The sequence below is a fragment of the Lentilactobacillus parafarraginis DSM 18390 = JCM 14109 genome, from assembly GCF_001435895.1.
Taxonomy (GTDB): Bacteria; Bacillota; Bacilli; order Lactobacillales; family Lactobacillaceae; genus Lentilactobacillus; species Lentilactobacillus parafarraginis.
On sequence record NZ_AZFZ01000213.1, the window covers coordinates 1 to 457 of the forward strand.

Consider the following 457-nt stretch of genomic DNA (forward strand, 5'->3'; position numbering starts at 1 on the left):
ACATCACATGAGCGTGCGGATTATCTGGGTGGTCGCGATGAATTGCCACGTCGGCTACCATGCCCTCATCAACAAAATTTTCTTGCACATATTTTGTCAGTAATTCTTTCTGTTCGGATTCACTTAATTCTACCGGTAGAGCCACGTTAAACTCTTTTGCATACCGTGAGTTTGATTTACGATCTTTCTTTTCAACTTCATTCCACAACTGCTCTCGATCACTGGCCCATTCTGGTGCATTTTTTGGCGTCAAAATAAAGCTTTCTGGCATAACCGAGCGGGCATAAAAATAGTGGCGACCTTCCTTATCATCAAATAGCTTTTCACCACTTCGATAAGCGGCACTGGCAATCGCACTTCGTCCTTTACCAGCACTAATATTACTAAAACTCATGTGAAAAATTGCCATGTCGTTCACCACCTTTATTTGGGTTTATGGGTTTGATTTTGTTGTCGC

General features: G+C 42.2%; 1 protein-coding gene. It reads right to left on the reverse strand.

Annotation, left to right across the window (positions count from 1 at the left end):
* Positions 1-409: MobA/MobL family protein (locus FD47_RS14785; protein WP_162260770.1), on the reverse strand; the 409-nt coding region annotated here is incomplete at its 3' end.
* Between the last annotated feature and the right edge of the window lie 48 nt (positions 410-457).